29 protein-coding genes and 1 pseudogene are annotated in these 25621 nt (G+C 49.1%); 13 read left to right on the top strand and 17 right to left on the bottom strand.

What is annotated here, in order from left to right; translation table 11 throughout:
- Window positions 1-75: 75 nt before the first annotated feature.
- From USF70_RS05360 to USF70_RS05305, 11 genes are all read right to left on the bottom strand, one after another.
- Entirely contained in the window at window positions 76-249 is a 174-nt protein-coding gene (locus USF70_RS05360; RefSeq protein ID WP_065419808.1) for a GnsA/GnsB family addiction module toxin, read from the bottom strand.
- Between the two features lie 964 nt (window positions 250-1213).
- Window positions 1214-1732, bottom strand: a complete 519-nt coding sequence (locus USF70_RS05355) for a hypothetical protein (RefSeq protein ID WP_096150909.1) — start codon at window positions 1730-1732, stop codon at window positions 1214-1216.
- Window positions 1729-2265 (bottom strand): lysozyme, encoded by a 537-nt coding sequence (locus USF70_RS05350; protein WP_320735597.1) that lies wholly within the window; start codon window positions 2263-2265, stop codon window positions 1729-1731. Before USF70_RS05350 ends, USF70_RS05355 begins: the two co-directional genes overlap by 4 nt.
- Window positions 2265-2567 (bottom strand): hypothetical protein, encoded by a 303-nt coding sequence (locus USF70_RS05345; RefSeq protein WP_048223534.1) that lies wholly within the window; start codon window positions 2565-2567, stop codon window positions 2265-2267. The genes USF70_RS05350 and USF70_RS05345 overlap by 1 nt, the downstream gene beginning before the upstream one ends.
- Before the next feature lie 1161 nt (window positions 2568-3728).
- Window positions 3729-4562, bottom strand: a complete 834-nt coding sequence (locus tag USF70_RS05340) for an antitermination protein (RefSeq protein ID WP_274828899.1) — start codon at window positions 4560-4562, stop codon at window positions 3729-3731.
- Window positions 4559-4921, bottom strand: coding sequence for a crossover junction endodeoxyribonuclease RusA (gene rusA / locus USF70_RS05335; RefSeq protein ID WP_096151619.1), 363 nt, complete (start codon window positions 4919-4921; stop codon window positions 4559-4561). Before rusA ends, USF70_RS05340 begins: the two co-directional genes overlap by 4 nt.
- A gap of 2 nt (window positions 4922-4923) precedes the next feature.
- The gene (locus tag USF70_RS05330; RefSeq protein ID WP_048223539.1) at window positions 4924-5124 is read right to left on the bottom strand and encodes a hypothetical protein; all 201 of its coding nucleotides are present in this window, start codon (window positions 5122-5124) and stop codon (window positions 4924-4926) included.
- Between the two features lie 4 nt (window positions 5125-5128).
- On the bottom strand, window positions 5129-5731 hold the full coding sequence (locus USF70_RS05325; protein ID WP_320735353.1) for a DUF1367 family protein: 603 nt from the start codon (window positions 5729-5731) through the stop codon (window positions 5129-5131).
- A gap of 388 nt (window positions 5732-6119) precedes the next feature.
- Window positions 6120-6344 (bottom strand): DinI family protein, encoded by a 225-nt coding sequence (locus USF70_RS05315; protein WP_172425317.1) that lies wholly within the window; start codon window positions 6342-6344, stop codon window positions 6120-6122.
- 256 nt (window positions 6345-6600) lie between these two features.
- A complete protein-coding gene (locus USF70_RS05310) occupies window positions 6601-7086 on the bottom strand; it encodes a hypothetical protein (protein ID WP_320735351.1) in 486 nt (161 codons plus the stop codon).
- Entirely contained in the window at window positions 7073-7879 is an 807-nt protein-coding gene (locus USF70_RS05305; RefSeq protein WP_320735350.1) for a winged helix-turn-helix domain-containing protein, read from the bottom strand. The genes USF70_RS05310 and USF70_RS05305 overlap by 14 nt, the downstream gene beginning before the upstream one ends.
- Before the next feature lie 342 nt (window positions 7880-8221).
- On the opposite strand from USF70_RS05305, the gene USF70_RS05300 reads away from it, so the two are divergent.
- From USF70_RS05300 to USF70_RS05285, 4 genes are all read left to right on the top strand, one after another.
- Window positions 8222-9019 carry an EAL domain-containing protein gene (locus USF70_RS05300; RefSeq protein ID WP_320735349.1) on the top strand — a complete coding sequence of 266 codons (798 nt, stop codon included), beginning with the start codon at window positions 8222-8224 and terminating at the stop codon, window positions 9017-9019.
- Window positions 9020-9141: 122 nt separating this feature from the next.
- Window positions 9142-10311 (top strand): autotransporter strand-loop-strand O-heptosyltransferase, encoded by a 1170-nt coding sequence (locus USF70_RS05295; RefSeq protein ID WP_320735348.1) that lies wholly within the window; start codon window positions 9142-9144, stop codon window positions 10309-10311.
- An 11-nt stretch (window positions 10312-10322) separates the two neighbouring features.
- On the top strand, window positions 10323-13247 hold the full coding sequence (locus USF70_RS05290; RefSeq protein WP_320735347.1) for an autotransporter outer membrane beta-barrel domain-containing protein: 2925 nt from the start codon (window positions 10323-10325) through the stop codon (window positions 13245-13247).
- A gap of 61 nt (window positions 13248-13308) precedes the next feature.
- Window positions 13309-13842: a hypothetical protein gene (locus USF70_RS05285; RefSeq protein WP_320735346.1), complete on the top strand. Its 534-nt coding sequence runs from the start codon at window positions 13309-13311 to the stop codon at window positions 13840-13842.
- A 158-nt stretch (window positions 13843-14000) separates the two neighbouring features.
- On the opposite strand, the gene USF70_RS05280 is transcribed toward USF70_RS05285, so the two are convergent.
- From USF70_RS05280 to USF70_RS05255, 6 genes are all read right to left on the bottom strand, one after another.
- Window positions 14001-14312, bottom strand: coding sequence for a nitroreductase (locus USF70_RS05280; protein WP_320735596.1), 312 nt, complete (start codon window positions 14310-14312; stop codon window positions 14001-14003).
- Between the two features lie 109 nt (window positions 14313-14421).
- Window positions 14422-14640 carry a hypothetical protein gene (locus USF70_RS05275; RefSeq protein WP_320735345.1) on the bottom strand — a complete coding sequence of 73 codons (219 nt, stop codon included), beginning with the start codon at window positions 14638-14640 and terminating at the stop codon, window positions 14422-14424.
- Between the two features lie 119 nt (window positions 14641-14759).
- On the bottom strand, window positions 14760-15446 hold the full coding sequence (locus tag USF70_RS05270; RefSeq protein WP_320735344.1) for a replication protein P: 687 nt from the start codon (window positions 15444-15446) through the stop codon (window positions 14760-14762).
- A complete protein-coding gene (locus USF70_RS05265; protein ID WP_320735343.1) occupies window positions 15443-16360 on the bottom strand; it encodes a replication protein in 918 nt (305 codons plus the stop codon). The genes USF70_RS05270 and USF70_RS05265 overlap by 4 nt, the downstream gene beginning before the upstream one ends.
- 84 nt (window positions 16361-16444) lie before the next feature.
- A complete protein-coding gene (locus USF70_RS05260; protein WP_320735342.1) occupies window positions 16445-16996 on the bottom strand; it encodes a toxin YdaT family protein in 552 nt (183 codons plus the stop codon).
- A gap of 2 nt (window positions 16997-16998) precedes the next feature.
- Window positions 16999-17217 carry a transcriptional regulator gene (locus USF70_RS05255; protein ID WP_301987092.1) on the bottom strand — a complete coding sequence of 73 codons (219 nt, stop codon included), beginning with the start codon at window positions 17215-17217 and terminating at the stop codon, window positions 16999-17001.
- Window positions 17218-17315: 98 nt separating this feature from the next.
- Between USF70_RS05255 and USF70_RS05250 the strand changes: the two genes are divergently transcribed.
- The 9 genes and pseudogenes from USF70_RS05250 (at window position 17316) to USF70_RS05210 (ending at window position 25601) form a co-directional block, all read left to right on the top strand.
- Window positions 17316-17699: a helix-turn-helix domain-containing protein gene (locus USF70_RS05250; protein ID WP_301987094.1), complete on the top strand. Its 384-nt coding sequence runs from the start codon at window positions 17316-17318 to the stop codon at window positions 17697-17699.
- A 129-nt stretch (window positions 17700-17828) separates the two neighbouring features.
- The gene (locus USF70_RS05245; RefSeq protein ID WP_320735341.1) at window positions 17829-18752 is read left to right on the top strand and encodes a hypothetical protein; all 924 of its coding nucleotides are present in this window, start codon (window positions 17829-17831) and stop codon (window positions 18750-18752) included.
- Window positions 18753-19074: 322 nt separating this feature from the next.
- Window positions 19075-19230 (top strand): annotated as a pseudogene (locus tag USF70_RS05240) (hypothetical protein); the annotation flags it as partial.
- The gene (locus USF70_RS05235) at window positions 19223-19387 is read left to right on the top strand and encodes a YdaE family protein (RefSeq protein ID WP_050736725.1); all 165 of its coding nucleotides are present in this window, start codon (window positions 19223-19225) and stop codon (window positions 19385-19387) included. The pseudogene USF70_RS05240 and the gene USF70_RS05235, both read left to right, overlap by 8 nt.
- 140 nt (window positions 19388-19527) lie before the next feature.
- The gene (locus USF70_RS05230; RefSeq protein WP_320735340.1) at window positions 19528-22665 is read left to right on the top strand and encodes a RecE family exodeoxyribonuclease; all 3138 of its coding nucleotides are present in this window, start codon (window positions 19528-19530) and stop codon (window positions 22663-22665) included.
- 9 nt (window positions 22666-22674) lie between these two features.
- On the top strand, window positions 22675-23760 hold the full coding sequence (locus USF70_RS05225; protein WP_316468145.1) for a RecT family recombinase: 1086 nt from the start codon (window positions 22675-22677) through the stop codon (window positions 23758-23760).
- Window positions 23761-23798: 38 nt separating this feature from the next.
- Entirely contained in the window at window positions 23799-24041 is a 243-nt protein-coding gene (locus USF70_RS05220; protein ID WP_020882485.1) for a DUF4060 family protein, read from the top strand.
- A gap of 64 nt (window positions 24042-24105) precedes the next feature.
- Window positions 24106-24321: an excisionase family protein gene (gene xisR, locus USF70_RS05215; protein WP_047647992.1), complete on the top strand. Its 216-nt coding sequence runs from the start codon at window positions 24106-24108 to the stop codon at window positions 24319-24321.
- Window positions 24321-25601: a site-specific integrase gene (locus USF70_RS05210; protein WP_320735339.1), complete on the top strand. Its 1281-nt coding sequence runs from the start codon at window positions 24321-24323 to the stop codon at window positions 25599-25601. Before xisR ends, USF70_RS05210 begins: the two co-directional genes overlap by 1 nt.
- The last annotated feature ends 20 nt before the right edge of the window (window positions 25602-25621 follow it).

Raw genomic sequence — 25621 nt, 5'->3', positions numbered from 1 at the left:
TTTTTCCTTGCGTCACTCACTTTCAAATAGCAATAAAAAAGGCCGCATGAGCGACCTTGTTTTGTGAAGTTACGATTAAAGGAGTTTGATTTTGACCTCGTACCCTTCAAGACCTGTCATCGCTTCACGAGCGATAAACTCAATTTCGGAAACTTCATGGCCTGTTTTTTTTCGTAACTCTGAAATTTTTTTTGATATGAGGGCAGAAATTTCTTCCTCTGCCTTGTGCGTCAGTTCTTCAATTTTCATTATTACCTCTTTTGGCCGTTTACTATTTCCACTATCAAGTAAGGCGACAGTTATAGATAAGCTGCCTTTAACCTAACTGTATGTAAATAGTAGACTACCTGTGTTACAGATGCTGAATGGGCTAACGTTCAGCTTGTCCCCTATGGGGTCCCAAGCGTCAGTGATGCCCCAAATAATGATAAAAAAAGCTCCTTCATCATTACAAGAGCTTTTGCCACATGGTGCAGGGTACATCCTTGTGAATCGTCGCTTAGTCACCGGAAGCCCGCAGCCTCATTTGTTCAAAATTGGCGCATGACAAGAAGAACAATCAGACACATCACTGCCGCTATGAACAGGGCAATTCAAAACCTTCCGCTACAGTGAAGCCAGCTATTAATGATTGCCGTTTCCGCCTGAGATTGATAGCGCAAGATGAGGGGCTTCACGTTATTGCATTTAAAAGTGCATTTAATTTGCAATATCTGAGTGAGATGTTATTTTGCCAAAGCCTTAGAGCAAGAAGCACATAAACATAACAAAAGATTCAACTCATAATTGCCCCTCACAAGGGGCATTTTTTATGGCAGAACGCAGTTCTACCCATTCCTATTTGTGCATGTAATTTCGAGTAAAAATCAATCTGATTATTGGGAATATCATGTGAAGCATATGCAACAGGTAAGTACTATTAAAGGCTGCCAGCCTGAGGAAATTCCTAATACTTTTCGCTTACGCTTGTTGATTATTGGTTAACTGCCAGGCTATCCAAGACTCTGATGCGGAGAATGCCAACTCCAGGGAATCATCGATAAAAAGAGCATGTGAAACTGAGACTCCTGTAGCCCTCCTTGTGGGGGCTTTTTTTGGAATTGATGCGCTTCCCTTGTGAAATATTGAGTCTTTTCTAGAATTTAAAGGTGCTTTGCTATGTCAGGTAAAGCCGTCGTTAAGAAATACCCGTGTGCTCAAGGATGAGCCATCCCTAGTTTTTCCTTTCCAGCTCTATCTGCCGTATACCAGCCAGGTTATTGTTGCCCTTCTCAATCACGGCCAGCAGCGGCTTGATCCAGAGCACTGCCTGGCAGTACGTCATTGAGCTGGCGGCAGCGGCACGATCATCGGCTGTGTCAGGTCTGTGGGTATCGGAGTACAAGGCGCTGGCACGTAAACGGTGCGCGTATTCGAGCAACCCACCAGCAATGTCAGCAGGAACAGGCAGATTACAGGTTTTTTCACGACGGAGAATCTCCCGGTATTCGATTATGGTTTCTTCTGTACTGATGTCGATCAGGGAATTCAGCCTGTTGGCTTGTTCCGCAACCTGATTGAACCGGTTGAAGTTGAATGCTTGGGTGGCGATTATCTGCTCCTGCAGAGCATTGTCACTGCGCAGAACCTCGTTATCACGCTGCAGGCCGTTGGCGTCTGAGCAACTTTTAACGAGTGCGACTGAGAGACCAGCAATAACCACAACCGCGATTGGTAAAAGATTAAAGTTCACTGGTCTATCCCCCAGCACGCCAACGCACTTTCCTGGTCTCGCCGTTCTACCTGACCGTAGCAGCCGTTCTTCTGGCCTTTAGTCAGGCGGCAGTCGCGGCCACCGTCTCTAATCCACCAGCGAATTGCCTCGCATGCTCCGCGGCGGTCACCGGCATTAATGCGCTTATAAAAGGAGGACGGGAAGCACTTACCCGGCCCGATGTTGTACGGACAGAAAGAGGCGATCCCAGCTTTCTGCGGTTCGGTAAGCGGTACCGAAATATTGCGGTCAACCCATGCCAGAGCCTTATTGCGTTCGATAGCATTCACCTGATTGCATTTGGCCTGTGTCAATTTCATGCCCTGCACAACCGGTTTACCATCAACCATCGTTGCGCCTCGGCAAATAGTCCAAATACCACCGCCATCTTTGTAGGCCGTGAGGCTGTTACCCTCTTTCTCATTCAGAAATTGATCGAGAATTACGGATGCAGGAGCACCAGCCAGTACCAGCCCCAGAACTGTAGTACTCAGCTTTGCTCTGGATCCCATCACTCACCTTCCTTTTGTAATGCCTCAACGACCACGCTTGCAGCAGCAGGACGCTCGTGAAGGGGTTTATCACCAACGCCTTTCAGGTAGTCATTGACCATTTTTGTTCGAATCTCATCCTCTCTACGCCTACGGTTTGCATCCACTCGCCCGTTAATGTAGGAGGCAAGCGAGATAAGCAGACCAGCAGCGCCAAAGAACATGAACACCAGATCCTGAGTAGTAAATCCAATTGCTGACGCCAGAGCTGCTACCCACGCGAAAAACTGCGTGAAGATGTTCCCTGAATCATTCATTTTCATGGTCTCTCACCTCGCTTTGTGCGGGTGCTGTTACTAGAAATAAAAAAGGCCGCCAAACGGCCGCCTTGTGAGGGTTGTAACCTGCTGTAGCTTCCTTCTTCTGAGGAATGCAAAAAATTAAATAATCCTTAAGAAGAACTATTTAAAGCTTTAAAATAATTAACTATTCGCATAGTTTTTAGATGTTATCATTTGCGTTAAGTTAAAAACTTATCCTCATAGGGATATAAAAGATACAAGCGGGTAGCAATGGCATTATTAATGCGGAGAAGATTGATGTCGTTCTCCGCACTTTTTTTTGTGCACTGAGCTAGCTAACAAATGTCCACCAGCCATTACATTAGTGCCAGAAACATGATCAGACACTTAGCCCCCTCTTACTTTGGCTACCCCATTCAGAAAATTTGAATGGAGAGATAAAAAAAAGCCCGCTCTTTTGAAGCGGGCCAATGAGTTGACTATTTGTAAGGTAGGTGTGATTGAAACCAATGACTCAGTAGTGAAGCTGTATCGGCTGATTCACATAAGGTTCAGGAGAACCACCGAGCATTCAGTAACTTCTCACGACTTAAAGCGTAGCAGTAGTTTTCCAAGTCATAAAAAAAGGCCTGCGTTTTATGGCAGGCTCTCAAGGAATTTGAAACTTGTGTTGTTGTTTTCATGGTGCCGGGTGCCTCCCGGTGACTCTACCCCAGTCAGCAAAGACGCGCGCATACCTGCAGACAGCAGTTGACTGGTACGCCCTTTCGCATAGAAAGGATTCACCACGTGAATAAATTACGATGAATTCATTCGCATGGTCAATATGTCATTGCTATGGGCACTCTTAAAACGAGGGATAACAAAAAAAGCCGCCGATAGGCAGCTTTGAAAAATGTTTGGCTCAGTTTTCATCAGGAAAGAAGATAGTTTGTTGCACCGGGTGCCTCCCGGTGAGAATGACTCCAGTAAACATTCCCGCGTCTGAGAGGTTTCCTTTTCAGGTAACTACTGGAACGCCCCACCGCAGAGGGGGATTCGCAACACTCACAGTATAGACATAGAAATTTAAAAAGCCCCACGGGGTTAACCGCAGGGCTTTAAACGAAGGCAATAACCCATCGTTAGAGGAAAACTACCACAGATTCGGGAAAAGTAAATAGCTCACGATAAAATAATGCCCTATTTTGTTATCTGCTTAAGCTGCGCATCAGCCCAAGCCTCTTCGATATCAAACTTGGTGATTAGCTGATCGTAAAATGGCTTAACAGACTTTTTCCAAGTATCGAGGCTGATTGCATCCGTTATCTGACACACCGCGGCGTAAGCCTCAGTTGATGGAATTCTTTCATACCCCCGCCCACTGCAGCGTTTGCAATCAGCCAGAACCGGAACGCCCTGCTGTTTTGTAAGAGCCTGATTAATGGCTTTCCCGCGTCCATGACAGTCATTACAGGCACAACTAACGACCCTCTTCCCCTTACACTGTGGACATAGAACTCGAGTGACTTCCCTAACCTGCCTGTGCACCTCATAGTCGGAAGGACGAATATCTTCGATGCCCATTTGCAAAGACATCTTCACGAACCTCTTCTCTCTTGCCGGAGTGTGAGACTTCATGCTGAATACCTCAGCGTCAATAAACCCTTCCCCATTGCAGCCATCGCACTGCTTCACGCTGGCGGCGCTGCGGGAATAGTCCTCAAACGCGAAGGTGGCCAGCTGGTGCATCACTAATGGCTTAACCCTGGCATCCAGTTTGCGAAGTGCAGCAACCCGATCGCACTTAGTCAACGCGTACTGGGCCAGCAATTCGATCGCCCTCTCCCGGTCATTGTTGCTGATACCCATCTTCCCGAGAAAGGCGCTGTATCCCAATGCTGCCCGTTCTTGTGTCATACCCATAGCGGCCATGATATCCGTCCCGGTTAATGAGTCTGACGCAGTAGCACGCGGAGAGTCGCTAATCATTGTCGATTTGGCGAAGTGATATTTGAGGGTATTTTCAAGATTCATGCGGTCTCCAGCTCGGTAATGGTGAGTTCTAATTTCCCGCCGTTAACGACAGGCATTTTCACAACGCGATAGTCGACAACCTGGCAGTCATCCATCCAGAACCCCGCCTTGGTTAAAGCGTCAAAAGCTGCCTTCTGCAGGTTATCCAGATCACGGCGCCGGCGGTCGGGCATGTGACATTCAATTCGGATTTTGAGTGGTGCAGCCGTTCGGATATTAAGCCGGGCGCTTCGAATGACACTTGCAACCGCGTAGCGGTACGCGACGCCATCGGCGCTAATGTGAGTTCGCCCGCGGTTGTGCCGGTAATACCGGTTGTTGCTCGGCGGCCAGGGTAAAGTGATTTGATATGTCTTCACGTTCACCCCCACATCCGGTTTCGCCAGCGGCTGTCCGGGCGCGCTGGTGTATTTGAGGTCGGCAAGAATGCACTGACAGTCCAAGTCACGTAATCCGGGTTAAGGCTGCGCTCAACCCGAACGCCGCGCGCTTTGTAACGCTTAACCAGTTCGTCAGCCTGTTCGGTGCTGCAGTCGGTATGATGGAACCATGTCTTCTTCATTCCATCACCCCGCGAAGCCAAGCAGCTGCGCGGCGACATTCTCAGCCTCATCACGACTGCGGAATGAACGGGACAAGACCCAGCGCCATAGAACATCGAGCGCAGCTCTATAGAGCTGCTGAAACTCGAGCTCGTCCATGTTGGCAAACGAGATGCTTCGAGGATGTTTTTTGAGTGTTCCGTCTGGCAGTTGAATGGCATCAAAGTGCCCCGCCTCAACGATCACCCAGGAGCGGTAAGCGTCAAAGGATTTGCACAGACTAATGCCATTCGTGACGCGCCGGTAAGCAACCTGCTCAAGATACTGCTCAGCAGCATCGATCAGCGCGCCCTCATTCCCGCCATAAGAAGCAAGGAATTTTGCGTAGCCGGTTATCAGCTTCCGCTCGTTACTTGAGATGGCCCCGCCGGTTGGTTCCCAGTATTCAAAACCGAGATTGAGTAGCGCGAAAAAGCGCCGATGGAACGCCGGGTTACGTACCCGCCTGAACTCGGCAACAAGAATATCGCCGAGCCGGGTTTTTGATTGCAGGATATCGCTGGTCTCGGGCGTAGCCGGGATCAGTATTCCTGAGTGGTGTTTTATAAGTTGTAATTCTAGCGCCATGGTTCTCTCCGTGGCGCATCAGGTATAGGTTGTTCAGGCCTATGAAAGAATAATATCAGACGGTGGTGTAACTCGGTACCCCAGTCGTTTTGCAAATTGCATAAACCCGTTGAGAGTGAATATTTCTTCCTCTTCGAGTAACGGTCGTATTGAAACTATTCCATTTACTCGATAAACCAGATATCTCCCTTCCGCCGGGAAGCTATAGATAACTGCTTTATCGGCCCTTCTGACCACGTCGTACCATTGATCATCTGAATTAAAGGCATCTGCACTACACACTATTTCCCCCAGAGCGACTTATTGACTCGGTAAACAGTAATCGGGAACAGCCAGGGGAACGCAAACAGCGATACTCTTTGAAACTGCTCCAGTGAAATTCACGCGATTAATAAAACCACTCGTCCGCGCTTTCCCAGGTCTCCTGCACGATATGTTCGACCTCTTTCTTGTCGCCTCCGAAAACAGTCAACCCATCATTGCTTGCACGCTTGATCGTTAGCTGACAATTATCGAACTGCTTGCTGAGCCTTTTGAGCAGTTCTGACTCGAGTGCAGGTATAGCTCCATCAGGAAGTTTCTTCATGCGATCAATGGTTAACTCAATTTTCATTTTTCCCTCCGCAATGAATTACTGTATGCGTATACAGTATATTTATAAACATATCTTACGGATTTTGCAACGCTTTAACAGCTCACAAATCACCTAGATGATTAAACAACCAGGCAAACTACTCGCGGCTTCTTAGCGCGGACATAATGGAGGCCTAAAGTTCTGGTGGATGGGAGTTCGGGGGGGAAATCAGGTGGATTTGTGGCTCTTCTGCGGTTCGGGGTATTCGCCCTCAGCAGGAAGAGCCGTTTGAGTTTCATCTGTTAACGCAAAGCGCAAACGGCGACTGCAGGTTTCCTATCAGCCAGCCATTACTTGTAGGCTCTATCTTAAGCTGGCGAACGGTACCTTCAGGAACGTAAAAGAAGCTGCTTTTGAAACTTTCATCATCAGCAGTATCTCGTGGATTTTTAACGTAGCGTGTATCTGTCAGTGAAATCTCACCCGGCCTGTTCATCTCATAGCTAAAGAGAATTGTACGTGAGATGACATTAACACCCCTGTCTGACTGGATATTACCCGACAGAACAGCCTGACCATCGTGGTTTTTATCCAAACGGAAAACAAACTCCAGCGTAGCGATGAAATCAGGTTCATGGTGGTTATAACGTACTATTGTGGAACAGTTTACATTTAACGCACTCTGTTTTTGATGCATGTGAACATAGAACCAAACCGATAACGCCAGGATGATAATTAAAATTACGGCCAATACCCCTGTTTTTTTATTAATTGCGTTCATAACCACTCCAGTAGTTATTGAGGCAGGAAATGTATTTATCATTTCTGGCTGTACATCGACTAATAAAAGCTCGACCTTTGTTGCCGTAAAGATATGACTCAGAAACCTGATACAAGAATGAGGTTCCATCCAGACAATCAATTCCATTGGCCTTTGCCAACTCGATGAACAAATCTTTTTTTTGTTCAGAAAGCGATGCGGAATTTCTTTGTACAGTGTATACAGGGCACGAACCATATTTAAAAAGAAAATAAGTCTTCAACTCTCTTACCTGATTCAAATCTTTTGATGGAACCCTAAGCCCTAACGAAATCAAGATCGCGCTTATTAAAACGACTGCCAATGCCAGAGCTAAAGGTAATTTTCTGTATTTAACTCGCACCGGAGAGCGTTCTTTTACTACTTGCGCATCATTTTTTTCATCTTCTAACCTAGACTCATCCTCAATAGTGGGTTGAGTCAAAACCCTTACCTCGACATCACTATTAAACATAAAGCCAACGCGAGGCACCGTAGTAATACACTCCTCGACAATCCCAAACTGTACGAACTGCTTTCTCAGTTCGGAGATGTATTTGTTTAGCGTGTGACTAGAAGAACGAAGACCATGAGCATCCCAGACGCTATCCAGAAGTTCATTTCGCGTAAGAACCTGACCATGCTTTTCCAGAAGACATGCAAGAAGCCTGTTCATTGTCAGGGTCAGAATGACAGCAGAGCCCTCGTCTCCGGATGGCCATATGGCACCATCTTCCGATCGATAGAAAACCCTATTATCAACCACGAAAACCATCTCTGACTCCTTATCCATGATGGTAATTGAATGGTTTCTCTCGTTTCTCCAACTTACGGATAACCATCAGCTTCTTTGTTTCATCCTAGCACAGCCAGGCGCAGCAGCAGTTTTTGCAGTTATATTGCTTGTAAATTAATGAATTAATAGAACATAAATTTGTAATTAAACAAATCCACAATACATATAACTGGATTGGGTTTTTGGTTGATAGGATTATTCGCAGAAGTGAATGAGCAGGTTCTTAATCTCCAGGATCAGTCATCCGCCCTACCGCCATTCACAGTCCCGGGAACGAAGAGACAGCTCGGGTAGCGAATCCAGTAGATAAGGAGCGACAAAATGATAAGCACCAAAATGCTCATGAAGGCAGAACGTTTCTTCATCAAAGCTCGTACATTGATTAGAGAAACAATCTTATCAGCGGAACTGACCAATGCTGAATTTGTACCGTTTATCCAGCCCGTCTGTAAGGGAGATAAGATCGTAGGCGGAGAGGTATTACTCAGAGTTCTCAAAGATGGGATTTACCAATCTCCCGAAAAATACCTTTCGGCAATGGAATCATGTGAGGTGATTAATGATGTCACTTGCAGTCTGATGTCTGATGTTAAAACATTTTTCGAAGGCTATGAAGGTACTCTACCTGATGACTTTTATCTCTCCTTCAATATCTGTGCGAGACAGTTGAACTCTTCAAGAGTTATTGAAGCAGTGACGGACTTTAAGAAAACATTCGACGGAAGCATTGCTGTCACGCTGGAAATTGTCGAACGTGGAACAATGAACCTGGATGACTTTGCACTCGATGCTATGCAGCAACTTACTGAGTCAGGTGTGCGATTTGCGATTGATGATTTCGGCAGCGGAAGCTCATGCCTTAAATATATTGAACATGCAGGTTTCTCAACAATCAAGATTGATAAATGCCTCACAATTGCCAGCAATGGATCATTAATCTATTCCGCGGTGATTGATTCAATTATCACTCTCGCAGAGCGGCTGCAAATTCATGTCATTGCTGAAGGTATAGAAAATAAAGAACAACTATCGCTTTTGAAAGACAAAGGGGTGGATATTTTTCAGGGTTATCTATTTTCAAAACCTGTAAGCATGCACGAGTTTTGCACGCACATATAACATTTTTCAAAAGCACAAATACAGCAATTCGCAACCTGTCATGGAAAGCATTACTTAAATAAATGTAGTGCACTCAATCTAATTGTTACAGATTTAAAATTACCACCGAGGACAAATTATATATGTCAGCTAACTTCCCAAACCCTCCAGAGTTTCCATCCTACAAAGGGCCAGAAGGAATTTTTTATGACTTTAACTATGGCGCGCGCGTTTTGCTTCCGGAAGGAAAATGGCACGTTGTTTTAATGGACGATGGCAGCGGTAATATTCTTTTCAGCTGTGATTCAGAAGGCGGCTGGGTAACCAGTAATAAAAAATATTACATCCGCTTCCGCATTCAGGTATTCCACCAGGGGTCAGTGAGCCCGGTCCTAGATGAAACGCTGGATATGAAGGACAAGCCTGTCGTCATCTTTTTCCCGACGGGTACACTGGGCGACATGCTTGGCTGGTTCCATTATGCAGAGCGTTTTCGCCAGCTACACCGCTGTCAGCTTGAGTGCGTCATGGGGCAGGAAATCATTGAACTGCTCAGCCCGCAATATCCCGAGATCACATTCTCCACCAAGGACAATCTGCGGACGGTAAATCCCTACGCGTCCTGGTATATCGGCCTTTTCTTTAAGGGTGATACCACACATCAACCCATTGATTTCAGGAAGGTCGGCTTCCACCGTAATGCCGGCTACATCCTGGGGGTCGATCCGCGGGAGTGCCCGCCCCGTCTGAAGCTGGATGCAGAGCGAAAAATTGCTGAGCCGTATGTCTGCATCGCCGCGCAGTCCACCAACCAGGCGAAGTACTGGAACAACGGCCATGGCTGGGCAGAGGTGGTTGCCCACCTTAAATCTCTGGGATATCGGGTGCTGTGCATTGACCGCCATGCGCATTACGGCCAGGGCTTCGTCTGGAATCACATTCCTCAGGGTGCCGAAGACTTTACGGGGAATATTCCGCTCCAGGAGCGTGTGGACCTGTTAAAGCATGCGAGCTTCTTTATCGGACTTGGCAGCGGGCTGTCATGGCTAGCCTGGGCGTCCGGTATCCCTGTGGTGTTAATCAGCGGATTCAGTCTCCCCAACAGCGAATTTTACACCCCCTGGCGAGTGTTCAGCAGCCATGGCTGTAACGGCTGCTGGGATGACACGTCCGTTGATTTTGACCACGTGGATTATTTGTGGTGTCCGCATCACAAGAACACCCCACGTCAATACGAGTGCACGAGTCTGATAACCGGTAAACAGGTCATCGGCATGGTGGACCGTCTGCATTCAGGATTAGTTGATAAGTAAGGGACTTAAATATGAACAAGATATATACCACAGTCTGGTGCGAATCGCGCCAGCAATGGGTTGTTACCTCTGAGCTGACAACCGGTTCTGGTCGCCCTAAACTGGCACCAAGGAAAAGCGCTCTGGCACTTCTGCTTTGTAGCGTACTGCTGCCTTCTGGGTTTGTCACTGCCGCGGATTATGTCGACGTAACGTTAGAGGGGAGTGAACAGTTTTTGCGTTCAGGCGATACAGCTACCTCTACGACCATCAACAACAATGGTCATCAGCATGTATACAGTGGGGCTGCGGCAACCTCTACTACCATTAACAGTGGTGGTTCGCAGAACGTCGACAGTGGCGGCGCGACCATCTCAACTACCATTAACAGTGCTGGCTGGCAGTCCACCATTGGTACCACCACTGACACCACCATCAACATGGGTGGTGTTCAGTTCGTAGCTGGCGGTACGGCCACCTCCACTACCATCAACGGTGGTATTCAGGAAGTCTTCAGTGACGGTTCAGCCTTTATCACAACCATCAATAATGGCGGAGAGCAGAATATTGCCGCTGGCGGCAAAGCCACCACCACGATCATTAATAGAAGCATGCAACATGTAATGGGTGGTGGTTCGGCCATCTCTACCACCATTAACAGTGGCGGTATACAGCACGTATCCAGTGGCGGAACGGCCACCTCCACTACCATCAACAGTGCAGGTAATCAGCACGTATCGAGTGGAGGTACTGCCAACTCTACAAACATCAGCCATGGTGGTTTTCAGCGTGTTTCCAGTGGGGGCTCGGTCACAGACACCATCATCAATAATGGTGCTCATCTTGTCGCAGGTACGGCGACCTCTACTACAATAAACGGGGGTTATCAGGAGATTTCCAGTGGCGGTTCAGGCATCGCTACTACCATAATCAGCCGTGGTACCCAGCACGTTTTTGATGGCGGTTTGGTCATTTCGACTTCGATCAATGGTGGCCATCAGTACATTTCCGGCGGCGCCTCGGCCACTTCTACTACCGTCACGAGTGGTTCGCAGTACGTTGAAAGTGGCGGCTCGGCCACCTCTACAACCCTCAATAACAGTGGAAGTCAGTATCTCTTAGGCGGGTCGGCCACATATACTACCATCAACAGTAATGGAAGACATTTCGTCCACGATGGTGGCTCGGCTAGCTTTACTACCATCAACAGTGGTGGATTGCAGCGTGTCTCAAGTGGCGGTTCGCTTACCGCTACCACCATCAACAGTGGTGGTCATCAGTACATAGATGGCGGCACAATCATTGATACCATCATCAACGGAGGTCAGTCGTGGCTGATGACAGGGGCAGTGGCTGACGGAGAAACCCAGATCAACGCCGGTGGCGTACTGCTGGTTAACGCAGGCTCTCTCGCAACGAACGTAATCATCCAGGGAGGCTCCCTCTCTGTCATTGACCTTTCCGATGCCATATCCGGCCCGGACACAGCTCAGGTCGGTAAGCTGACCATGGACGGCGGTAACGTCAACTTCCTGCGCAACAGCGATGGTAAATTTGCGAAGCTGACGATTACGGAGCTTAACGGCATCGGGAATTTCCTGCTCAATATATCTCTCGCCGATCGTCAAGCCAACTTCGTCACTATCGAACAGGGAACTGGCCATTTTAGCCTTACCGTGGCTGATTCCGGTAAGGAGATATCCGACCACACTGATCTGACGCTGAACCTCATCCATGAGAAAGGCGGTGACATTGATTTTGAGATGGTCACGGCATCCGGACGTAGTACAAGAGCCATTGACGGCGGTACTTACATGTACACGCTGTTTAGCCAGCAGGATAAGGACGGCTTGAATGGAGGCAACGTATGGTATCTCGGAGCTATGACTGATGAACCGGGTGGCGGTGAGAACCCTGGCGGCGGCGAGAACCCTGGCGGTGGCGAGAACCCTGGCGGCGGCGAAAACCCTGGCGGCGGCGAGAACCCTGGCGGCGGTGACAACGGCAACGCAGGAGGTAACGGAAATGGCGGTAAGAAGCCAATGACCACCCCTGCAACTGATGCCATTCTGGCCATGTCCAATGCAGGTCTGAACGTCGTCCATTCCGAGCTGGATGGCCTGCGCACGTATCGCGCGGGTCTGGAGAAAACCGGACCAGAAAGCAACGTATGGGGACACTACCTCGGCAGTAAAAGTGACATTGATACAAGCAATGGCGCAGCCTATAAGTTGAGCCAGAACGGACTTGAGATCGGCGCTGACACCAGGACAGACTTTGCGGGCGGCAGCCTTGTCACCGGCGCATTCATGTCCTTTAGCGATAACAAAGTGAAACATGCCCGCGGCGGTACAAGCAAAATCGACAGCTACGGTCTCGGCCTGTATGCAACCTGGTACGACGCAAGTGGGTTCTACGCTGACGGTGTAGTCAAAGGTAACCGTCTTAACAACAAACTGAGAGCAGTTATGACTAACGGAGGTAGAACCGGCGGTGACTGGAAGCAGTATGCACTCAGCACAGCCGTTGAAGGTGGTTATCAGTTCGATCTCAAAGATGACGTAAGCATCACGCCTTATGCGCGCCTGGCGTTTGTTCAGATGACAAGTGAGGATGTGAAACTCAGCAACGGCATGAAAGGTAATACGGGCTCACCGCGTTCTGTCACGGGTGAAGCCGGTGCGAAGATTGCCGGTAAGTTCAATATTGGCTCGACTGAGTTCAAACCTTATCTGTCAGCTGCAGTGCTGCAGGAGTTTGCTAACTCCAACGAGGTCACGATCAATGAGCGCAATCGCTTTGATAACAACGTCAAAGGCACATCAGGCAAGTACGGTCTGGGAGCTTCAGTCAACGTTGGCAAAGACGTAACCTTGTTCGGTGAGGCTAATTATCGTCAGGGCAGCCAAATCGAGACACCTATTCAGGGTGTGGCCGGTATCCGTATCGGATTCTGATGTTACCAGAGGGGCCTTAGGGCCCCTTTTCACTTTGTTCTGAGATGTTCAGGTTTTTTTTATGCCTCACATGATTTTGACGAAAGATGTATTTTTGAATAAAGCGTTGTCTGTCATCCTCCAGCAAGCGTCCCCCAGCAGAAAGGTTTGCATCGTAGATATTGAATCATTCAGAAGCCTGGGTGCTATTTACAACCTTCTGAAAAGGAAGAAACTGACGGAAAAGCACCAGGTGATCTTCATAGGTGGCAAGGATGTCAGTTCAAGTGTCCTGGAGCCACTTGTGACGATCTACAGGAAATCGTGCTTTGTGGAGTTCAGAAAACAACTCACTTGCGGACGGATGCATTCTCCTGAGTATGCGTTGAACCACATATCGCGGTGCAGGAGTCTCAGTATGCTTTCAGCTCAGGAAAAGAAGACCCTTTTCGCCCTGCTGGATACTGACGATACTTACGCTGCAGCAAGAAAAATTTACCTATCACCTAAAACTATCTATACCTACACCAATAATATCGGGCACAAACTTAACCTCAATTCTATTCTTCAAGTCAGGCAATTTATCCATGCGGAATTTGAATTGGGCTTAGAATAAAAATTCAGGTCATTTTATTTCCAGGACGTTTTTAAGTTTGCTTTGTTACGCTCGTACTTCGCCTTAAACAACTCCGCCGGTGTCGGCCCCTTCGGCGATACCGGCGCGGCCAGCGCCCGACGAACAAGCGTTGCAGTACTGCTGCTGTCAACTTAATCTCACAATTTATCAGCCTCAACATTTACGTTAACATTAAGCCGTTTTGCTTCCATGGTGATCATCTTTTGGGCAAGAACCATATCGCCACCATGTACTTGATCAATCAAGTATTGAACAATAGTCATCATCAAAAAATCTTTATTAGCCGGATAAAAGTCGGTCAAATCAATCCCGCTATCCTGCAGCTGCTGATGTGCAGTACTCTCCGTCTCAGCAACAATCTCGGCTACCCTAGCCTGCATCTTGTCTATCTGCGCAAATACAATACGGTTTATAATTTCGAATTGTTCTGGGCTTAAGTCCTTTTCCATCATTACCTCTTATAAAATTTCGTAGCTTAGAAAATTTAGATTATGGCCAGCATAATATAAGAAAAGAAAGCTGCCCTAAATATCATCATGCAGTGAGCATATTAGGAAATCACGCCAGCATCCCCTTTCCTCTTGCCAGGTTAATTCTATCAACGCATTCTCTCAGCAGTTTGACTTGCTCCGGAGAGAGATTAGATTCATCAATTGTGGCCAGAAGCGCGTTGAGGGAGCGCTCAATATCGTTTTTAGTCAACCGTAAACAGATAACCTTAACCCAACGTGGCGAGAATTTACTGAGGCCGATTGCTCGCGTGATTCTTAATTTCATTCTGATGCCTCTTTGTCGCCAGAGGAGGCGACTTGTACTCGGTTATAACACGCAATGGAGACAAAGCTATTAACTCATTAACCATGCGATACGAATCTTCAGAATCTTTACTGGCACACTTACCCCCTCCCACCAGCTTTTAAGCGCGCGTATTTAGCCTTCAAAAGCTCAGCAGGTGTTGGCCCTTTCGGAGCCACTGGAGCTGCCAACGCACGACGAACAGGCGGAATCGGCTTTCCGGCCAGCACCCGCTTTTCCCACAAATCCAGAATGTCGCTGGCTTCACGCTCAAGCTCTTTCTGGCTCAGTTGGCCATCAGTTCCGCGGCGACGCAGCTCGAGGCAGATGTGGTAATAAACCGGCTTCGGCCAGGGATACTGCTCACTGCTCGGGTACCGGAATACCAGCTTACGCCACTTCCAGTACTCAGCCATGACGTCAGCGGTGGTGATCCCTAGCACGCAGCGCCCTTCCCTGCACCACTTGATGAACTGGCCTGGCGAAGGCAGAAACGGGCGATCCTGGCGACGCACCATGCGCATGCCGGCTTCAACCTCCTCCAGAGTGGTGATCCCGTTTTCTTTGAACGCCAACACCCACTGTCGGCGGACCTCGTTCACGTCTTCCTGACTACGATTAAGCAGGCTTGCCGGGAACGCGGCCGCCAGCTGTACAAACAGGCCGTTGATAATCTGCGCCACCTGCTGCGTTTGTTCGCGTTCGGTGTACTGCTCAGGCAAGTTGTGCGCCACGCGCCGAGCCTGTTCCCGGTCAAAACTGCGAATGTTCTCTGCGAGGTTTTTCATTCCAGCACCCCATCAATCCAGTCGGTGTTATGCAGGTCAATGCCGCCCCGGGATGGCTTTGCCGTTCCGGTTGCACGCAGCCGCTTCGTGGTTAGCTGATCCCACTGCTTGCGCAGACTTGAAGGGCTTAGGATGTTGTCTTTCCAGAACACGTCCCGATTGGCCCATTGAAACAGGTCACAGATTTCGTAGTGAGTACGCTTGTCCTGAACACGCATTAGCCTGATGGTATTTGCCCATTCAGCCCAGTTTGGTTCGGATAGCGATGCGTTGACGGTGAGAAGCCTGTCGTAAATCCAGCGAGCCGCCTTGAGGTCGTCAGCGGATCCCCATGATTTACCTGCCGGGGTGTATATCCCGGCGGCAGCTTCAGGATGGCGAGAGAGAAACTTTTGAGTTTTCTGGTTTCGGGATTCGTCAGAATTCCGAGACGAGGATATTTTATTATTGTTCTTGTTATAGTCTTGGGTGTCTACCGTTTCCGGGAAGGTTTTTCCCGTTTTCGGTAACACTTTTCCCGATTTCGGGAAGACTTTTCCCGTTTTCGGTTTGTCTAAAATCCAGGCTGAAAGGTCAGTATTTATACCGACCGTTTTCATCACGCCCTGCTTCTGACTGAAGATAATTTTACGTTCTGCGAGCGATTTGAGCGCATCAGAAACATGCGAATCACTCAGCCCTGTAAGCTCAGCAATCACCGTGTTCGTAACGCGGTCCTGCTTCTTGTTCCAGCCGTAGGTAAGCCAGATCACCGCTTCAAAACATTGCCACTCCCGGCCTGACATTCTCAGACGAGGCTTGAGCTGTTGGATCTCGTTAGCGACCTTGGTATACCCGTTCGACAGGTCGGCCATACGACCTCCCGGTTGTTCGGTTCTGTGGGGGAAATTGATAATTTCAGCTGTGTTTGACATACTTAGCTCCGCAATTACACTCCGTTTTTGCACCTGAAAGCCGTTGGTGTTCGAGCACCGCGGCTTTCGCCTTTTCTGAAGTCTTCACACTGCCCCCAGCATGGTTGTGACCATCGCCAACAGCGGCGCCGTAAGGTCCGGATCGACACGGAACATTTCAAAAATCCCCTCGCCTAACTCCTTCAGTTTTTCCTTCTTCGGAGCATCGAGCATCAGAGCTTGCTTCGCCTCACTCACCTCTTTCTCCAGCCTGGCCATCCGGTAGGCAAAGGAGTCGTTCTTTACGACACGGTCGCGGTATCGAAGCGGTAATACAGACATGATCGCTGGCACCAGCTGTTCGACATTCTTTCGGTAAGATGCGGAGTCTTCTTTGTTGTCCAGCCATCGGAACAGCTTCACGTTCCAGACATCTGCATGACCAGACACATCCACGCCATCAAGTTGAAGTTCTTCCGCCGCTTCTTGGATTTGAAGCGCAACAGCTACGCGCCCTTCTGCCGCTGCCCACGCTCGGACTGCAGAACAAATATCTCGATGATCAACATCCTGCGCTGCCGATTCGCTTTGATGACACGGGAATATCATTGGATTAGAGGAAGCTCTGCTACTCTGTTGAACTGAAACAGTTTGCATTGTTAAGGCTCCTGTTTAGGTAAACCATCAGTGGGGTTTGGGTATAGATCAGGTCGTAGTTCGTGAGGCGTTACGCCGGTAACCTCAAATACTGGCAGCACTCGTTCAGCAGGAATACCCTTGCGGCGCCAAAGCGAAACAGCCATCTTTGAAACGCCGATTAAAGCGCCAAGCGCGCTGGCCGAACCAGATCGGAGAATTGCATGTTCAATTCCAGTCATAGGACCTCCTTAAATGCAGGAAAGTAAAGCACCAATTTACCAATCAGTCAATAACCACCTGCCTATCAAGTGGTAAAGCAATTGTTTACAATCCATATATGAATAGAAAAGAACCTAACCAAAGCCTAATTTCCAGGCTGACTGATTTGAATAACAAAGGCTTCTCTAAAACAGAGATGGCCAAGGTAGCTAATGTCAGCAAGCAAGCGGTCACCGGATGGTTTCGTACCGGCAAGATGAGCAAAGAATCAGCACTTGCTGTAGCAGATGCAGCTGGAGTGTCGGTACCATGGCTCCTTGGTGAGGACGTTGGAGAAAAAGACGGCCTTAAAGCTGACGAACAGCGTCTTCTGGAGCTATACCGCCAGTTGCCCGAAGAAGAACAACGGAACATGCTCCGTATCTTTTCGCTTCGCCTGAAAGAGCTGGATGACTTATATGAGAAGTACATGAAAGGTCGCATTAAAAGTAGTGAGAGCTAAAACGACAATCAGCATTCACTGTGACCATATTGCTGGTTCGTAAAAAAGTAGCGGTTATGGTTAGATATTCCTCAATTCAAATTAGGCACCGGGAGAAGTTGCCCGCCACTCATTATTAAGGAAAATCAGATGGTTAACGAGATAAGATCAATATCCCCCCGCCAAGGTAACCTGCAATTATTCCCTGTAAAAGAGGTGGAAGTTGAAGGTGTTGCAATGGGAGTTCTCAACGATGGAACTCCATACCTGACAGGGCGTGGACTAGCTGAAATGTGTGGCGTGCACCATAGCGTAATTCAAGATATTTCTTCGGATTGGCCCAGTGAGCGGCTAAAACCCAGAGGAAAAAAAATTGATACTATTCTCCTTGATCAAGGTATTGATGTTGATTCTCTTTATATACCATCATCAGAAACTAAAAGAGATCATTACCCATATCCTGACTATGTATGCATGGCTATTCTCGAGTATTACGCTTTCGATGCAAGCCAAGCTAACAACGCTACTGCACTTCGTAACTATCGCCTTTTAGCAAGACAAACGCTTCGTGAGTTCATTTTTAGAAGCGTTGGCATTGATCCCCGAAATCCAGTAAGTGGAGCGTGGAAATGTTTCCAGGAACGGATTATCCTCAATGACAAAATCCCAGCAGGATTTTTTAGCGTTTTTAGGGAAATGGTCGATATAACAGTACCTTTGATTAACGCTGGTTTTGAATTAGGTCCAAAAACCGTACCAGATATCAGCGTTGGTACTCGTTGGTCTAACCACTGGAAGCGGAATAAACTCAGCGAAAAATATGGTGCCATACAGAAACATCCCCACGTCTATCCAGATTGGTTTCCACAAAGTAAGGCTGGTAATTTACCTGCGAATATTTATCCAGAAGAAGCTCTTGGTGAATTTCGTCGATGGTTACGCGAGGAATATGTTCCAAAAGGATTCAAAGAATATCTGGCGGATAAGGTTCAACAAAAAGTAATCGAAAACGCTAAAGCGATTGAGGTTTTGGAAAATCTTCAGCGCCCAGAGTTACCTAACAAAGAACACTAAATCGCCACTGTGGCAGGTGTTTACTAGCCTATCCCCCATAGTTCCAACGCATTCATGATCACTTCATCTTGAACAACATATTTCACAACGATCCCGACCACAGTGTCGGGATTTTTTTGCCCTCAATAAATCATTCTCGCACCCCAGGTAAAGAATTGCTGTACTTTTTAATACCTCAATACTTGACCATTTAGTAAAGTAGTGATTTACTAGCATCACCAAGACGCACTACCAACCACCAAGGCAGGACGCCCACGGAGTAGCCGCCGACGGCATACGAACAGTCGGATGAGGTGGAGAGATTAACGCGCATCAGGTGTAAACGTTCCGCTGGCCGGCGATAAGGCAAACGAGGGTGAGAATGATTGATTTCGCACGCAAACCAGGACGGCAGCAAGCCGTAAAACTTAACTTGTTCGAAGTGATTCTTCGTCGCCTGTGCTACCTGCTGGCGCAAAAGGGGAATCCAGATGTGTAACTCAACGAAATGCGGGTACTGCGGCAAGCCGGTTGAACCGGAGAAAGTAGTCAAAAGTACCCTTCTCTATCGCAACGGCTCACAGCTGGCGCGCAAAGAAAAAGAATACTGCTCTGAACGTTGTGCTTCGTACGACCAGATGGCCCACGAGGCATAACGTAAAAGCCGCGCAAGGCGGCCCGTACGTCCGGTGCTCCCGACCAAAGTTACACCGGAAAACTACTTAAAAAACCAAAGTTCACCCAATGGGCGCTATCTCTGGCCCGGGGATCTTACATCCAAAAAAGAGGATCTCACATGGAATTTTTCTATGTAGTTAAGGCTACGCAGAAATCAGGCAAAGATGATGCAGTGATTTGGTTCACTGCGAAATCAGAAGCCCGTGCCAACCTGCAGCTCGATGTTGAGCTGGAAGATGCCGGTATTGAAACCGGCCGCGGTAAGGATTATGCCAAACCAGTTCGCACCGATTTCCCGGTGTATAACGACCTGCCGGAAGAAAGCACCGTGGATTACACCTGGTGCAAACGCAACGAACTCCAGGACGATGGACGCACCTGGCTACCAAAGGCTGGAGCTGAATCTACTGGAGCCGTGGACAACACTGCCGCACCGGAAACGACCGTTAAAGTCGAAACTACCGTTGACAATGTCCCGCTTGAAAACCGCACTCCAGCGGTCCGTTTTGCCGTCCACCTGACCAGCGACAAATACCAGTCACATATCACTAAAGAGCAGCAGCTGGCTGCCAGCGAAATGTCACTGGATGACGGCAACACCTATCTCCAGAACCTACTGCTGGCGAAAAACGGCATTCCAGAAGTTGCCGAACTCAGCCTGAACGCTGAGTGGAAACTGGTTCAGGCGATAAAGCAGGTCTTCGCGCCGGATGAAACGCACGAAGCTGAATTTATCGCTACATTCATGGCTGACTGGGCGAGAGCAGATGCCGGCGATCGCAATCAGTTAGTTGAAGAGTGGAGAAGCGGAAAGCTTACACTTCTCAAATCAAAAAGCACCAGCAACTCCGACGTTACAACCGATCAGGTTCTGGAACCTGATAACGGTATCCAGATTGACGAGAATGATGACGAAACCACTCGTTATCCAGTCGTGCGTATGCCGTTCCGGAAGCAGCTACTCGCCCAGTTCACCGCCGACGAACTGCGCCACCACTTAACCCGAGAAGAGTACGAAGCTATCAGCGCGCTGGAGATGGACACTGACAACAGCTATGTCCAGAACCTGCTGCTGGCGGCAGAAAACTGCGAAGAGGTTAAGGGTTACGATACCAAAGACCTTTGGCGCTATACCGACGCCATTCGCAAGGTGTTCAGCCAGGAGAAGCGCCACGAACTCGCTTTGGTTCTCCGTTTTACCCGAATCTGGGCGGCGACTGATTATATTGACCGCGGCATTCTCGTTCGCGAGTGGGCAGCCGGTAATCGCATCAGTAGTATTCAGCGCACCGATTCTGGTACCAATGCAGACGGCGGCTATGTTACCGACCGCGGCGAAGGCGCGCATCACACTCTGGACACTCTCGATCTTGAGATTGCCTGTGCCCTACTGCCTATGGACTTCCACCACTTCGAAATTCCTTCGAGTGTGTTACGACGCGCCAAAGAAATCGTAGCCAAGAAAGAAGAGCCATGGAAGTCATGGAGCGCAATCCTACGCAATCAACCAGGCGTACTAGCGGTGAACCGTGCGGCAATCTTCAATCTGATCCGCATCGCACCAGAAAACATTCATCACACGCCAGCGGCTCATCTTGAGTTTGTGAATAAAACCATGACGGCTGAGTTTAACTCTGCTGTGGAGTTGCTGCCGCTGTCTACTCCGGCTGTTGAGACCGAAGCACCTGTTGAACAACCGCAGGTTGAAAATCTCGGCAGCGGCATGTTCTCCATCGATGGCCTGATGGGTGGAAATACCGAACCGGTCGTCGATACCTCCTCAAATGAAGTCGAAAAAACGGAAAACACAGCGGAGACCACCAACGATGTGCAGATGGAAACGGCTAAGCCAGAGAAAGACGAAGATGTTGGTTCGGTACCACCGAGCGAAAGCACAGATGCAGCTAATTCGCAGACAGATTCCGTAGCGTTGGAAGAACAGCAAGCAGACCCGGTAACTGAATACCCGGCTTACTTCGAGCCTGGCCGCTACGAAGGCCTACCGAATGACGTTTATCACGCAGCAAACGGTATTAGCTCAACCCAGGTGAAAGATGCCCGCGTCAGCCTGATGTACTTCAACGCACGCCATGTGGCTAAAACCATCCCGCGCACAACATCCAAAGTGCTGGACATGGGGAACCTGGTGCATGCCCTTGCATTGCAGCCGGAAAACCTCGAAGCAGAGTTCAGCGTAGAACCTGAGATCCCGGAGGGTGCTTTCACCACCACCGCAACTCTGCGCGAGTTCATCGAAGCGTACAACGCCAGCCTGCCGGCGCTGCTAAGCGCTGACGAGACTAAAGGGTTGCTTGAAGAACATAACGCGTCCCTTCCCGCTCCAGTGCCGCTTGGCGCCAGCCTGGAAGAAACGGCTCAAAGCTATATGGCTCTCCCTGCTGAGTACCAGCGTATTGAAGAAGGCCAAAAGCAAACAGCAACGGCAATGAAGGCATGCATTAAAGAGTACAACGCGACTCTGCCCGTGCCGGTTAAAACCAGCGGCAGCCGTGATGCGCTACTCGAGCAATTAGCGATCATCAATCCAGATCTGGTGGCGCAGGAAGCGCAGAAACCGACACCGCTGAAAGTGTCCGGTACCAAAGCAGACATGATCCAGGCTGTTAAATCAGTTAAGCCCGATGCCATATTCGCCGACGAACTGTTGGATGCCTGGCGCGACAACCCTGGCGAAAAGATTCTGGTTACCCGCCAGCAGTTGGCCACCGCGCGAGCAATTCAGTCCGCACTCCTGGCGCACCCGACCGCGGGCATGCTGCTGACACATCCAAGCCGCGCCGTAGAAGTGAGCTACTTCGGTTTCGACGACGAAACCGGATTGGAAGTGCGTGTACGCCCTGACCTCGAAATTGAACTGGACGGCGTGCGCATCGGTGCTGACCTGAAAACTATCAGCATGTGGAACGTGAAGCAAGAAAGCCTACGCGCCAGACTGCACCGGGAAATCATTGACCGGGACTACCACCTCAGTGCGGCTATGTATTGCGAGACCGCGGCGCTGGACCAGTTCTTCTGGATTTTCGTCAACAAAGACGAGAACTACCACTGGATCGCCATCATCGAGGCGTCAACCGAACTGCTGGAACTGGGCATGCTCGAGTACCGCAAAACGATGCGCGCCATCGCAACCGGATTCGACACGGGCGAATGGCCAGCGCCGATCACTACCGATTACACCGATGAACTGAACGATTTCGACCTGCACCGCCTCGAAGCGCTGCGCGCTCAGGCTTAAGGGGGATTTATGCATAACACTAACGTTACCGTTGCTGACCAGAACACTGTTATTAACTCCAACGTGGCTTTGTTTGATTCCCAGTATCTGAACGCCATCAGCACGTTCGCGCAGATTATGGCGCAAGGCACCGCGACTGTTCCTAAACACCTGCAGGGCAACCAGGCCGACTGCATGGCGGTTGCGATGCAAGCGGCACAGTGGCAGATGAATCCTTTTGCCGTAGCGCAGAAGACACACCTGATTAACGGTGTGCTCGGGTATGAAGCGCAGCTGGTTAATGCCGTCATTTCACGCAGCGGCGTGCTGGCCAGCCGCTTTGAATATGAATGGTATGGGCCATGGGAAAAGGTTGTTGGGAAATTCCATATCCGTAAAGGCGACAAAGGCGAGTACCGCGTCCCGGGCTGGACCCTGGCTGACGAAGCCGGGATCGGCATTATTATCCGCGCAACCCTGAAAGGTGAAGATCAGCCAAGGGAACTCGATTTGCTGCTGGCTCAGGCCCGAACCCGAAACTCTACCCTTTGGGCTGACGACCCCCGCCAGCAGCTGGCATACCTGGCCGTCAAACGCTGGGCGAGACTGTTCTGTCCGGATGTGATTCTGGGCGTTTACACCCCGGATGAGCTCGATGATCGCCGTGAAGAACGAGAGGTAAACCCCGCACCGGCGCAGCACGTTAGCCTTGCAGACATTTCAGGTGACAACGTCACTACGACTCAAACTGCTCAGGAATCAGCTCAAAACATCGATGCACTTGCTGATGATTTCCGTGATCGCATCGAGGCGGCTCAGGATGTGGATAGCGCTAAAGCTCTGCGCGCAGATATTGAAACCGTGAAATCAACGCTGGGTTCTGCCCTGTTCACTGAGCTGAAAAACAAGGCAGTGAAGCGTTATTACCTGGTTGATGCACGGAACAAAGTCGAAGCAGCCATCAATTCCTTGCCACCTTCAGATGAGCCCGATGCAGCTGCGCGGTTCGCAGAAGTAGAGCGCGTTCTTGCATCGTCGAAACGCCATCTGGGCGACGAACTGCATGGTCAGTTCAGCATCACCCTGGCGGATATGAAACCGGAATACGTGGACTAACGAGATCGGGAGGGGAAACCCTCCCTCAAGGAGAAGAAATGCGACTGATTAATCGAGGCAGTAAGCAATCCCCTTTGGCTCGCCAGGCATGTGAAATCGCACTCGCAGCCCACCAGCAAAGATACGGCGACTATGGGCGCAGCAAGATGAAAGAGACCTATACGGTGAGAGTGGAAGGCGTGAAGGTCTGGGTTGAAGTGGTCAACTGCAAGGCAAGCTACGTGGCCACAGCAATGACCGGCATGCGCCGACTGCGTTCCCTGCCCGGCCAGGCAAACTGAAACTGAAATATCAACGACTAAAGACCGGCATATCTATACTCATGCCGGTTACCTGAGGTGAACCATGTCGCAGGTAATTTACGATTCAGAGTGGGGCGTTGCTTCAAAACTAAAAGAGAAGACAGGCCTTACAGATCGTCAGATTAAAAGCTATCGCCAAACCTCCTGGGTGGAAGGTGTTCATTTTAAGAGAATCCCATTGGATGGAAGCAGCTCCGAAGAGCGAGGACTTGTCTGGTACAACATCCCAAACATTAACAGGTTTGTGAAGGAGGCATAATGGCTGCAATGCCAACGGGTGTTGAGATCCACAACAATAAGATACGAATAAGTTTCAAGTTTCAGGGCGTTAGATGCCGAGAAACATTGAAAGGATGGATCGTAAATGCTTTGAATCTCAAAAAAGCCGGGAATCTAAGGGCCAAAATTGTAAGCGAGATTCAGCTGGGCACTTTTGACTACCGGGGCGTGTTTCCGGAGTCAAAGGTAGCAGAAAAGTTTTATGCATCTAAAAATATTACGACGTTCGCCGAACTTGCATCAACCTGGTATGAAAACCATAAAATCGATCTCTCACCCAATGCCACAAGAAGCTATGGGATAGCTGTAAGAACGTTAACAAAACTAATTGGCCCTGAAACGCTGGTTGCATCCATCACCAATAGCGACATTCTGGGCTGGAGAAAGGAATTACTGACCGGCGAGACTAACTATGCTCCCGAAAAGAGGAGAAATAAAACCGGCCGCGCCGTTAGAACAGTAGATTATTATCTGGCCATCCTGCGACAAATCCTCGACTATGCGGTCAAAAATAAAGTCATTTCATATCAACCATATGTCGGGATAAAAAGGCTTCGCAAAGGGCAAACAAAACCCGATCCACTGCTGAGACATGAATTTGAGCAGTTGAAAGAGACTGCTCCGACTCAGCAGAAAAACATGTGGCAATTTTTCGCTTATACCGGCGTTCGGCCCGGGGAGCTTTGCGCTCTTGCCTGGGAGGATATCGATCTTAATTCCGGCGAAGCTACGATTGCACGCAATCTAACTCAGGAAGGTTTGTTTGGACCACCCAAAACCGAAGCTGGATACCGGACGATAAAGTTACTGGAGCCGGCTCTGGAGGCTTTGCGAGCTCAAAAAGAGCTAACGGGAAGTGCCCCTAAGGTACCAATCACTTTTCACCACCGGGAGTTCGGTAAAACGGAAACGCAAAAGCTGCACTTTGTGTTTATGCCTCGACCTCAGAAAGGCAAGCAAGCTGCGTACTATTCAGTCAGTTCAATTGTGTCATTATGGGATATTACGGTAAGACGATCGGGAATTCGCCGCAGACGCCCCTATCAGCTGCGTCATACATACGCATGCTGGATGTTGTCGGCAGGTGCTAATCCTGCTTTTATAGCGAATCAGATGGGTCATGAGAATGCAGAGATGGTCTTCCATGTATACTCTGCGTGGATAAATGCTCTCGATAGCGATCAGGTATCATTTTTGAATCAGCGCTTTGGCGGATATGCAAATGCCCCTATAGTGCCCCTGAAGGTAAAAACAAAGTAGTTAATTACTTGATTTCCCGG

It is taken from the genome of Enterobacter sp. 237C8 (assembly GCF_034106865.1).
In the GTDB taxonomy this organism is placed as follows: domain Bacteria; phylum Pseudomonadota; class Gammaproteobacteria; order Enterobacterales; family Enterobacteriaceae; genus Enterobacter; species Enterobacter asburiae_B.
The sequence above is the reverse complement of the archived record's forward strand: the minus strand, read 5'-3'. Positions and strand labels throughout refer to the sequence as shown.

Bases quoted from the DNA above. Each gene is read 5' to 3' on its own strand.
- USF70_RS05360 (WP_065419808.1), bottom strand. From the start codon at position 249: ATGAAAATTGAAGAACTGACGCACAAGGCAGAGGAAGAAATTTCTGCC.
- USF70_RS05350 (WP_320735597.1), bottom strand. From the start codon at position 2,265: ATGGGATCCAGAGCAAAGCTGAGTACTACAGTTCTGGGGCTGGTACTG.
- USF70_RS05345 (WP_048223534.1), bottom strand. From the start codon at position 2,567: ATGAAAATGAATGATTCAGGGAACATCTTCACGCAGTTTTTCGCGTGG.
- USF70_RS05340 (WP_274828899.1), bottom strand. From the start codon at position 4,562: ATGAATCTTGAAAATACCCTCAAATATCACTTCGCCAAATCGACAATG.
- USF70_RS05330 (WP_048223539.1), bottom strand. From the start codon at position 5,124: ATGAAGAAGACATGGTTCCATCATACCGACTGCAGCACCGAACAGGCT.
- USF70_RS05325 (WP_320735353.1), bottom strand. From the start codon at position 5,731: ATGGCGCTAGAATTACAACTTATAAAACACCACTCAGGAATACTGATC.
- USF70_RS05315 (WP_172425317.1), bottom strand. From the start codon at position 6,344: ATGAAAATTGAGTTAACCATTGATCGCATGAAGAAACTTCCTGATGGA.
- USF70_RS05310 (WP_320735351.1), bottom strand. From the start codon at position 7,086: ATGAACGCAATTAATAAAAAAACAGGGGTATTGGCCGTAATTTTAATT.
- USF70_RS05305 (WP_320735350.1), bottom strand. From the start codon at position 7,879: ATGGTTTTCGTGGTTGATAATAGGGTTTTCTATCGATCGGAAGATGGT.
- USF70_RS05300 (WP_320735349.1), top strand. From the start codon at position 8,222: ATGATAAGCACCAAAATGCTCATGAAGGCAGAACGTTTCTTCATCAAA.
- USF70_RS05295 (WP_320735348.1), top strand. From the start codon at position 9,142: ATGTCAGCTAACTTCCCAAACCCTCCAGAGTTTCCATCCTACAAAGGG.
- USF70_RS05290 (WP_320735347.1), top strand. From the start codon at position 10,323: ATGAACAAGATATATACCACAGTCTGGTGCGAATCGCGCCAGCAATGG.
- USF70_RS05285 (WP_320735346.1), top strand. From the start codon at position 13,309: ATGCCTCACATGATTTTGACGAAAGATGTATTTTTGAATAAAGCGTTG.
- USF70_RS05280 (WP_320735596.1), bottom strand. From the start codon at position 14,312: ATGGAAAAGGACTTAAGCCCAGAACAATTCGAAATTATAAACCGTATT.
- USF70_RS05275 (WP_320735345.1), bottom strand. From the start codon at position 14,640: ATGAAATTAAGAATCACGCGAGCAATCGGCCTCAGTAAATTCTCGCCA.
- USF70_RS05270 (WP_320735344.1), bottom strand. From the start codon at position 15,446: ATGAAAAACCTCGCAGAGAACATTCGCAGTTTTGACCGGGAACAGGCT.
- USF70_RS05265 (WP_320735343.1), bottom strand. From the start codon at position 16,360: ATGTCAAACACAGCTGAAATTATCAATTTCCCCCACAGAACCGAACAA.
- USF70_RS05260 (WP_320735342.1), bottom strand. From the start codon at position 16,996: ATGCAAACTGTTTCAGTTCAACAGAGTAGCAGAGCTTCCTCTAATCCA.
- USF70_RS05255 (WP_301987092.1), bottom strand. From the start codon at position 17,217: ATGACTGGAATTGAACATGCAATTCTCCGATCTGGTTCGGCCAGCGCG.
- USF70_RS05250 (WP_301987094.1), top strand. From the start codon at position 17,316: ATGAATAGAAAAGAACCTAACCAAAGCCTAATTTCCAGGCTGACTGAT.
- USF70_RS05245 (WP_320735341.1), top strand. From the start codon at position 17,829: ATGGTTAACGAGATAAGATCAATATCCCCCCGCCAAGGTAACCTGCAA.
- USF70_RS05235 (WP_050736725.1), top strand. From the start codon at position 19,223: ATGTGTAACTCAACGAAATGCGGGTACTGCGGCAAGCCGGTTGAACCG.
- USF70_RS05230 (WP_320735340.1), top strand. From the start codon at position 19,528: ATGGAATTTTTCTATGTAGTTAAGGCTACGCAGAAATCAGGCAAAGAT.
- USF70_RS05225 (WP_316468145.1), top strand. From the start codon at position 22,675: ATGCATAACACTAACGTTACCGTTGCTGACCAGAACACTGTTATTAAC.
- USF70_RS05220 (WP_020882485.1), top strand. From the start codon at position 23,799: ATGCGACTGATTAATCGAGGCAGTAAGCAATCCCCTTTGGCTCGCCAG.
- xisR (WP_047647992.1), top strand. From the start codon at position 24,106: ATGTCGCAGGTAATTTACGATTCAGAGTGGGGCGTTGCTTCAAAACTA.
- USF70_RS05210 (WP_320735339.1), top strand. From the start codon at position 24,321: ATGGCTGCAATGCCAACGGGTGTTGAGATCCACAACAATAAGATACGA.